This window comes from Streptomyces apricus (assembly GCF_008369065.1).
GTDB lineage: Bacteria > Actinomycetota > Actinomycetes > Streptomycetales > Streptomycetaceae > Streptomyces > Streptomyces apricus.
Genome location: NZ_VDFC01000075.1, coordinates 207,197 through 215,255 on the forward strand (window position 1 = coordinate 207,197; position 8,059 = coordinate 215,255).

Genomic DNA, 8,059 nt, shown 5'->3' on the forward strand with positions numbered 1-8,059 from the left:
CGTCCGCCGGCCCGGACGGGCGGCCTGCGCGGGAGAAGGCGCGCCGGGCCTGGCGGGCGCCGCCTTGCGCGGGGCGGGCTTGCCGCCGCCGCTGCCCTGCTGGAGGGCGTCTGTCAGCTTGCGTACAACGGGCGCCTCGATCGTCGAGGACGCCGAACGGACGAATTCACCGAGTTCTTGGAGCTTGGCCATGACGACCTTGCTCTCCACCCCGAACTCCTTGGCGAGTTCGTATACCCGGACCTTAGCCACTTCGCTCCTTTTAGGTCCGGGTTGCGTCCGGACCGTCGCTACTTCATGGGCGTACTCATCGCGTGCTCATCGAGTGCTCATCGCAATCTCGACCTACTTCCAACTCGCGGGGTACCAGGGCCGCACGGGGTTCCGCGCGGCTCTCCTTACGGTGTTGCCTGCTCAGCAACTGTCTGCCTGCTCGACGTACCGGCGCAACGCCTTTGTGTCGAGCTGACCCGGGGCACGCAGCGCCCGCGGGAACGCCCGGCGGCGAACCGCCAGGTCCAGACAGACCAGGGCGGGGTGTACATACGCACCCCGGCCGGGCAGCGTACCGCGAGGATCGGGGACGCATTCGCCCCCGGCCGCCACGGCACGCAGCAGATCGGTCTTGGCCGCTCGCTCCCGGCACCCCACACAGGTGCGCTCAGGGCATGCGCGGGCATGCGTCCGGCCAGACACTCTTAAGTCTACCTCCCTGCACCGACCTCACCCCTTTGGGGCAAGTATCGAACAGTTGCCGCACCATAAAACTGTCGTGATCCAAACCACCGGCGGCCTGGATCCATTCCCCGGGCCGCCGTCGCCCGCCGCCGCTACTCGCCGCGGCGGTCCCCGGACCGGTCCTCGCCCTGCTCACCCGTCTGCTCGGTGTCGGGGCGGATGTCGATGCGCCAGCCGGTCAGGCGGGCGGCGAGCCGGGCGTTCTGCCCTTCCTTGCCGATCGCCAGCGACAGCTGGTAGTCGGGGACGGTCACCCGCGCGGAGCGGGCCGCGAGGTCGACGACCTCGACCTTGGAGACCCGGGCCGGGGAGAGCGCGTTGCCCACCATGTCCGCGGGGTCGTCCGACCAGTCGACGATGTCGATCTTCTCGCCGTTCAGCTCGGCCATCACGTTGCGCACGCGGCCGCCCATCGGGCCGATGCAAGCGCCCTTGGCGTTCAGCCCGGACCGGGTGGAGCGGACGGCGATCTTCGTGCGGTGGCCGGCCTCGCGGGCGATGGCGGCGATCTCGACGGACCCGTCGGCGATCTCCGGCACCTCCAGCGCGAAGAGCTTCTTCACCAGGTTCGGGTGGGTGCGCGAGAGCGTCACGGACGGGCCGCGGACGCCCTTGGCGACCCGTACGACGTACGAGCGCAGCCGCATGCCGTGCTGGTACGTCTCGCCGGGGACCTGCTCCTGCACCGGCAGGATGGCCTCCAGCTTGCCGATGTCGACGAGCACGTTCTTCGGGTCGCGGCCCTGCTGGACGACACCGGTGACGATGTCGCCCTCGCGGCCCGCGTACTCGCCGAGCGTCGCGTCGTCCTCCGCGTCCCGCAGGCGCTGCAGGATGACCTGCTTGGCGGTGGTGGCGGCGATCCGGCCGAAGTCCGACGGGGTGTCGTCGAACTCGCGGGCCTCCTGCCCCTCCTCCAGGTCGGCGGCGTCCTCCTTCGCCCACACGGTCACGTGGCCGGTCTCCCGGTCGAGCTTGACGCGCGCGTGGCGGCGGCTTCCCTCGGTGCGGTGGTAGGCGATGAGGAGGGCCGACTCGATCGCTCCGACCAGCAGGTCGAAGGAGATCTCCTTCTCCCGCACCAGACCCCGCAGGGCACTCATGTCGATGTCCACGGCTACGCCTCCTCCTCTTCCTTCATGTCTTTCGTTTCCTTGCGGTTGAACTCGACCTGGACGCGCGCCTTGGCGACGTCCGCGAAGGCGAGTCTCCTGGCGGTGGCCTTGCGCCCCTTCACGCCGGGCACCTCGACGTCCACGCCCTCGTCGTCCACCGTCAGGATCCTGGCGACGAGGTCGTCGCCGTCCGCCAGCCGGAACTGCACGAGGCGGTCGGTGGCGCGCACGTAGTGGCGGTGCTCCTTGAGCTCGCGCTCCGCGCCGGGCGTCCCCACCTCCAGGGTGTACTCGCCCTGGCCCATCGCGTCGGTCTCGTCGAGCTTCGCCGAGAGCGCGCGGCTCACATCGGCGATCGCGTCGAGGTCGGCCCCTTCGTCGGAGTCGACGACGACCCGCAGCACACGCCTGCGTCCCACCGAGTCCACTTCGATCTCTTCGAGATCGAGTCCCTGCGAGCTGACGAGCGGTTCCAGGAGCTCTCGCAGCCTCTCGCTCTGGGTGGTGCTCATCCGGGTGACTCCTCGGCCGCGTGTGCTGTTGTGGGTAGGGCGCGTGTCAGGTCAAAGGGTATCCGGTCCCGGGGGGTGTTGCCGTCCACCGAGGTCCGCCGGGCGACGGGGCGGCGCCGCTGGTGGGCACGGGGACGGTACGCGGGTACCGTGATCAAGGGTCTGCCCCTTCCGTCCGTACGAGCCCTGACGAGGACGTCTGCCGTGCCGTTCACCCTGCCGTCGCGCACCCCCTCGGGGCCGCGCCGAAGGAGCCTGCTCGCCGGGACCGCCGCAGCGGGCGCCGCGCTGCTCGCGGGCTGCTCCTCCTCCGACTCCTCCCCCGGTACCACCGGCGGGAGTTCGTCCGCCGCCGCACGGGCACGCGCGCGTGCGGCCCGCGACAGCGAACGGCTCGCGGAGCGGTACGGGGCCGTGCTCGCCGCGTATCCCGCGCTGGGCGAGCGGCTGTCACCGCTGCGGGCGGAGGTCGTCCGGCACGCGGAGGCGTTCGGGGGCGGCCGGCGCGCCTCGGACGCGGCGTCGGCCTCCGCCACGGCGAGTCCTTCCGGCGGTTCCTCCGCGGATCCCTCCGCGGGTGGGTCGCCGTCGCCCTCCCCCGCGGTGCCGGCGACGCAGAAGGAGGCCCTCGCCGAACTCGCGGCGGCCGAGCGCGCGTTGACGGACCGGCGGCTGAAGGCGCTGGCGGACGTACCGGGAGAGCTGGCCCGGCTGCTGGCCTCGGTGGCCGCGGCCGGCGCGGGACACGCGTACCTGCTGACGGAGGACGAGAAGTGAGCGGTTCCGAGGGGACGAGGGCACGGGCGGCGGAGCGGAGGGCCCCACGGGCGAAGCCGTCCGCGGAGCTGAAGGCCGTGCAGGCCGCGCTCGCCGCCGAGCACGCCGCCGTGTACGGCTACGGCGTCGTGGGCGGCCGGATCGACGAGGCCCGGCGGACGGAGGCGCGGGCCGCGTACGACGCGCACCGCGCCCGCCGGGACGACCTGGCGCGGTCGGTGCGCGACCTGGGCGGCGAGCCCGAGCCCGCGGCGGCCGCGTACGCGCTGCCGTTCCGGATGACGGACTCCGGATCGGCCGTGCGGCTGGCCGCGGAGCTGGAGGACCGGGTGGCCGGGGTGTACTCCGACCTCGTGCGGGCCGCCGAGGGCGAGCGGCGGCGCGCGGCGGCCGAGGCGCTGCGGGAAGCCGCGGTGCGGGCGGTGCGCTGGCGCGGCGGGAGCGTAGCCTTCCCTGGTCTCGCCGAGCGGTCGGCCTCCGCCACCGCATCGGCGGCACCGTCCTCGTAACGCGTCCAGGGAAGGGAACGACTCGCGCATGGCTTTCGAACCGCCGCCGCGTCTGGTCAAGGCGCTCGGCGAGGCGGCACCGGACGGTGACGACTGGCTGGAGAAGCTGCCCCAGGCGGCCGAGCAGGCCGTCGTGCTGCGCGAGTCGGCCGTGGAGCGGGTGCAGGTCCCCGGCGGGCGCAGCAGTCTGGTGGTGCTGGTCCGGCTGCCCGACGGCACCCCCGCCGTCCTGAAGCTGGCACCGCGCCGGGCCCGCCCGGAGAGCGAGCGGGCCGCGCTGGCGCACTGGGACGGCCGGGGCGCGGTACGCCTGCTGGAGCCGGCCGGCGCCGAGGGCGTCCTGCTGCTGGAGCGGCTGCACCCCGACGTGTCCGTGCGCTCGCTGCCGGAGGCCAGGTCGATGCTGGAGGCGGTGGGCGCGCTGCGCAGGCTGTGGGTGGAGCCGCCCGCGGACCACGTCTTCGAGACCGTGGCCGAGCGGACGGGACGGCAGGCCGCGGCAATGCGGGCGGGCGCGGACGCGCAGGCGGTGCCGCTGGTCGACGCGGCCCTCGCGGTCCGCGAGGAACTGCTGGCGTCCGCGCCGCCGGCGCGCCTGCTGCACGGCACCTTCCGGCAGAGCAAGGTCCTGGCGGGCGAGCGCAGCCCGTGGCTGGCCGTCGGGCCCGATCCGGTGGTCGGCGAGTGCGCCTTCGACCTGGCCCGGCTGGTCCGCGACCGGGTGGAGGACCTGATCGCCTCGCCGTCCGGCGCCTCGACCACCCGCCGCCGGGTGAAGCGGCTCGCGGAGTCCCTGGACCTGGACCAGGAGCGGCTGCGCGGCTGGACGCTGTTCCGGGCCGTGGAGTCGGGCGTACGGGCCCGGCGGGTGGGCCGGCCCCAGGACGCCGAACTGCTGCTGGAGTTCGCCTCCTGGCTGTAGCCGCCGGGGTCAGGGGCCGCCTACGGGCGGCCCCTGACCCTCAGGTCACTTGCCCGTCAGACGGGCGATCGCCTCGTCCACGGTCAGCTCCTCGCGCTCGCCGGTGCGGCGGTCCTTCAGCTCCAGGACGCCGTCGGCCGAGCGCCGGCCGGCCACCAGGATCTTCGGTACACCGATGAGCTCGGCGTCGGTGAACTTCACCCCGGGCGAGACACCGGCGCGGTCGTCCACGAGCACCCGCACGCCCGCGTCGCCCAGCTTCTGCGACACGTCGAGCGCCAGCTCGGTCTGGAGGGCCTTGCCCGCCGCGACGACGTGGACGTCGGCCGGGGCGATCTCGGCGGGCCAGACCAGGCCCTGCTCGTCGGCGTGCTGCTCGGCGAGCGCCGCGACCGCGCGCGAGACACCGATGCCGTACGAGCCCATGGTGACGCGGACCGGCTTGCCCTGCTGGCCGAGCACGTCGAGCTGGAGGGCGTCGGCGTACTTGCGGCCGAGCTGGAAGATGTGGCCGATCTCGATGGCGCGGTCCAGCTTGAGGCCGGTGCCGCAGACGGGGCAGGGGTCGCCCTCCTGGACGACGACCGCGTCCACGTACGCGTCGACCTCGAAGTCGCGGCCCGCGACGACGTTCCTCGCGTGCACGCCCTCCTTGTTGGCACCCGTGATCCAGGCGGTGCCGGGGGCCACGCGCGGGTCGGCGAGGTAGCGGACCTTCTCCAGTCCCTGCGGGCCGACGTAGCCGCGCACCAGGTCGGCGCGGCCCGTGAAGTCCTCGGCCGTGACGAGTTCGACGGCGGCGGGCGCGAAGTGCGCCTCGACCTTGTCCATGTCGACCTCGCGGTCGCCGGGGACGCCGATCGCGACGATCTCGCCGTCCACCTTGACCAGCAGGTTCTTCAGCGTGGCGGAGGCGGGCACCTCCAGGTACGCGGCGAGCGTCTCGATGGTGGGGGTGTCCGGGGTGGGGATCTCCTCCAGGGGTGGGGATCTCCTCCAGGGCGGGGACCCCGGCCGCGTCGACGGGCTTCAGCGGGTAGGTGATCGCCTCGGTGTTGGCGGCGTAGTCGCAGTTGGGGCAGTCCGCGAAGGTGTCCTCGCCGGCCGCGGCCGGGGCGAGGAACTCCTCCGACTTGGAGCCGCCCATGGCGCCCGCGGTGGCCGCGCAGATGCGGTAGTCCAGGCCCAGGCGCGCGAAGATCTTCCGGTACGCCTCGCGGTGCAGGGCGTACGACTCGGCGAGGCCCTCGTCCGCGGTGTCGAAGGAGTACGAGTCCTTCATCAGGAACTCGCGGCCGCGCAGGATGCCGGCGCGCGGGCGGGCCTCGTCGCGGTACTTGTTCTGGATCTGGTAGAGGATCACGGGCAGGTCCTTGTAGGACGTGCACTGGTCCTTGACCAGGAGGGTGAAGATCTCCTCGTGGGTCGGGCCGAGGAGGTAGTCGCCGCCCTTGCGGTCCTTGAGGCGGAACAGCTCGGGGCCGTACTCCTCCCAGCGGCCGGTCGCCTCGTAGGGCTCCTTCGGCAGCAGGGCGGGCAGGGTGACCTCCTGGGCGCCGATGGCGTCCATCTCCTCGCGGACCACCCGCTCGACGTTGGCCAGCACCTTCTTGCCCAGCGGCAGCCAGGACCACAGGCCGGCGGCGGTCCGGCGGACGTAGCCGGCGCGCACCAGCAGCTTGTGGCTGAGCACCTCGGCGTCCGCCGGGTCGTCACGCAGTGTCTTGACCATCAAACGGGACATGCGCTGGACCTGGGCCATGGTTCTCGACTCCTGCTGCGTATAGGTGATGGCTAGGAGGTTAGCCGGGTGCCCGCCGTCGCCGGAAATCCGTTTCGGCACGGGAGGGATCCGTCAGCGGCGGCGCAGGGGCAGGGGGGCGCCCATCACCGCGTACGGCTTCGGCGCGCTGGGGAACAGGACCTGGACGGCCAGGTCCTCGTAGCCGAGCGAGCGGTACAGGCCGCGGGCGGGGCTCTCCGTGTCGATGGCCGAGAGGATCGAGCGCGGTTCGGCGGCGCCGTCCGTGATGGTGGTGATGAGGGCGCGGCCGGCCCCGCGGTTCTGGAAGTCCGGGTGGACGTGCAGTTCGGTGATGACGAAGGAGTGGTCGAGCCAGCCGTCCTGGCCCTGTTCGCGCAGGTAGGGCTCGACGACGGTGGACCACCAGTGGCTGCGGTCGTTGGGCATGCCGTAGACGAACCCGGCGAGCCGTCCGCCGGGGGTGGTGGCGCCCAGTGCGCGGGCGCCGGGGAAGGTGAGGTGGCGGAGCACGATCTGGCGGCGTACGGCGATCTCGTCCGCGCCGAGCCCGAAGGCGACGGCCTGGACGTTCAGCGCCTCGTCGATGCGGGTGGCCAGGTCCAGGGGGCCGATGACGATGTCGTCGGGCGTGAGGGGGCCCTGACCGGGCTGACCGGGCTGACCGGGCTGACCGGGGAAGCGCAGCATGACCGGAGACTACCTGGGCGTCTCCACTGCGTGGGCTGCGCGGGCGGTGGTTTCGTCGGGTGCGGGTCCGATGGGGCTGGTCGCGCAGTTCCCCGCGCCCCTACGGGGCCCTCAGAACAGGACGCTCATGAACGCGCCCGTTTCCTGGAAGCCGACGCGGCGGTACGTGGCCCGGGCCGCGGTGTTGTAGTCGTTGACGTAGAGGCTGACCAGGGGGGCGACGTCCGCGAGGGCGTAGCGCAGGACGGCCGCCATGCCGGGGGCGGCGAAACCCTGGCCGCGGTACTCGGGGGCGACCCAGACGCCCTGGATCTGGCAGGCCTGCGGGGTGGCGGCGCCGATCTCCGCCTTGAAGACGACGCGGCCGTCCCTGCCGACGTGGGCGAACGAGCGCCCGCTGCCGACGAGTTCGGCGACCCGCGCCTGGTAGAGCAGGCCCCCGTCGCCCGCGAGCGGGGAGATGCCGACCTCCTCCGTGAACATCGCCACGCACGCCGGCATGATCGTCTCCATCTCGTCCTTGCGGATGCGGCGGACGTACGGATCCGGGGTGACGTCGGCGGGGAGCCGGTCGGCGACCATCAGGGGCTGGTGCGGCCTGACCTCGCGGGCGGGGCCCCAGCTGGGTTCGAGCAGGCGCCAGAGCAGGGCGGTGGCCTCGGCGGGGCCGACGATGGAGGAGCAGCGGCGGCCCGCCCTGCGGGCGCGGTCCGCGAAGGCGCGTACGGCCCGGGGGCCGGCGCAGATGGGGACGAGGTTGGCGCCGGCGTAGCAGAGGGAGGTCAGCATGCCGTCCTCGTACCAGCCCCACATCTCGCCGCCGAGGCGCCAGGGGTCGAGGCCTGCGACCTGTACGCGGGAGGTGACGAAGGCGTTCGCCACCGGCTCGCGGTCTAGGACGGCGAGCGCGGCGTCCAGGTCGCTCGGGTCGAGGACCCTGGTGGTCGTCTGCGTCAACACGTGCGGGGCCTTCACCATCAGTCTGCTGGTCCCCGCACTGTACCTGCCGGATCTCGCCCCCGCCGCCCCTACCC

8 protein-coding genes and 2 pseudogenes are annotated in these 8,059 nt (G+C 73.1%); 3 read left to right on the plus strand and 7 right to left on the minus strand.

What is annotated here, in order from left to right; genetic code table 11:
• The 4 genes and pseudogenes from FGF04_RS41455 to rimP all read right to left on the minus strand — a co-directional run.
• Nucleotides 1-252, minus strand: a pseudogene (locus tag FGF04_RS41455) (translation initiation factor IF-2 N-terminal domain-containing protein); the annotation flags it as partial.
• A gap of 162 nt (nucleotides 253-414) precedes the next feature.
• Nucleotides 415-696, minus strand: a complete 282-nt coding sequence (locus FGF04_RS34525) for a YlxR family protein (protein ID WP_149515330.1) — start codon at nucleotides 694-696, stop codon at nucleotides 415-417.
• Nucleotides 697-830: 134 nt separating this feature from the next.
• On the minus strand, nucleotides 831-1,853 hold the full coding sequence (nusA, locus tag FGF04_RS34530) for a transcription termination factor NusA (protein ID WP_149515331.1): 1,023 nt from the start codon (nucleotides 1,851-1,853) through the stop codon (nucleotides 831-833).
• Nucleotides 1,854-1,855: 2 nt separating this feature from the next.
• Nucleotides 1,856-2,365, minus strand: coding sequence for a ribosome maturation factor RimP (gene rimP / locus FGF04_RS34535; protein WP_149515332.1), 510 nt, complete (start codon nucleotides 2,363-2,365; stop codon nucleotides 1,856-1,858).
• Between the two features lie 204 nt (nucleotides 2,366-2,569).
• Between rimP and FGF04_RS34540 the strand changes: the two genes are divergently transcribed.
• Genes FGF04_RS34540 through FGF04_RS34550 form a run of 3 tightly spaced genes read left to right on the plus strand, consistent with a single transcriptional unit; the run spans nucleotide 2,570 to nucleotide 4,573 of the window.
• Nucleotides 2,570-3,142, plus strand: coding sequence for a hypothetical protein (locus FGF04_RS34540; RefSeq protein ID WP_149515333.1), 573 nt, complete (start codon nucleotides 2,570-2,572; stop codon nucleotides 3,140-3,142).
• Complete coding sequence (locus tag FGF04_RS34545) at nucleotides 3,139-3,651, plus strand: ferritin-like domain-containing protein (RefSeq protein WP_149515334.1); 513 nt, start codon at nucleotides 3,139-3,141, stop codon at nucleotides 3,649-3,651. Before FGF04_RS34540 ends, FGF04_RS34545 begins: the two co-directional genes overlap by 4 nt.
• 28 nt (nucleotides 3,652-3,679) lie before the next feature.
• On the plus strand, nucleotides 3,680-4,573 hold the full coding sequence (locus FGF04_RS34550; RefSeq protein WP_149515335.1) for an aminoglycoside phosphotransferase family protein: 894 nt from the start codon (nucleotides 3,680-3,682) through the stop codon (nucleotides 4,571-4,573).
• A gap of 45 nt (nucleotides 4,574-4,618) precedes the next feature.
• Here FGF04_RS34550 and FGF04_RS34555 read toward each other — a convergent pair.
• From FGF04_RS34555 to FGF04_RS34565, 3 genes and pseudogenes are all read right to left on the minus strand, one after another.
• Nucleotides 4,619-6,335, minus strand: a pseudogene (locus tag FGF04_RS34555) (proline--tRNA ligase).
• 93 nt (nucleotides 6,336-6,428) lie between these two features.
• Nucleotides 6,429-7,025, minus strand: coding sequence for a GNAT family N-acetyltransferase (locus FGF04_RS34560; protein ID WP_149515336.1), 597 nt, complete (start codon nucleotides 7,023-7,025; stop codon nucleotides 6,429-6,431).
• 111 nt (nucleotides 7,026-7,136) lie between these two features.
• Nucleotides 7,137-7,985: a GNAT family N-acetyltransferase gene (locus tag FGF04_RS34565; protein WP_149515337.1), complete on the minus strand. Its 849-nt coding sequence runs from the start codon at nucleotides 7,983-7,985 to the stop codon at nucleotides 7,137-7,139.
• Between the last annotated feature and the right edge of the window lie 74 nt (nucleotides 7,986-8,059).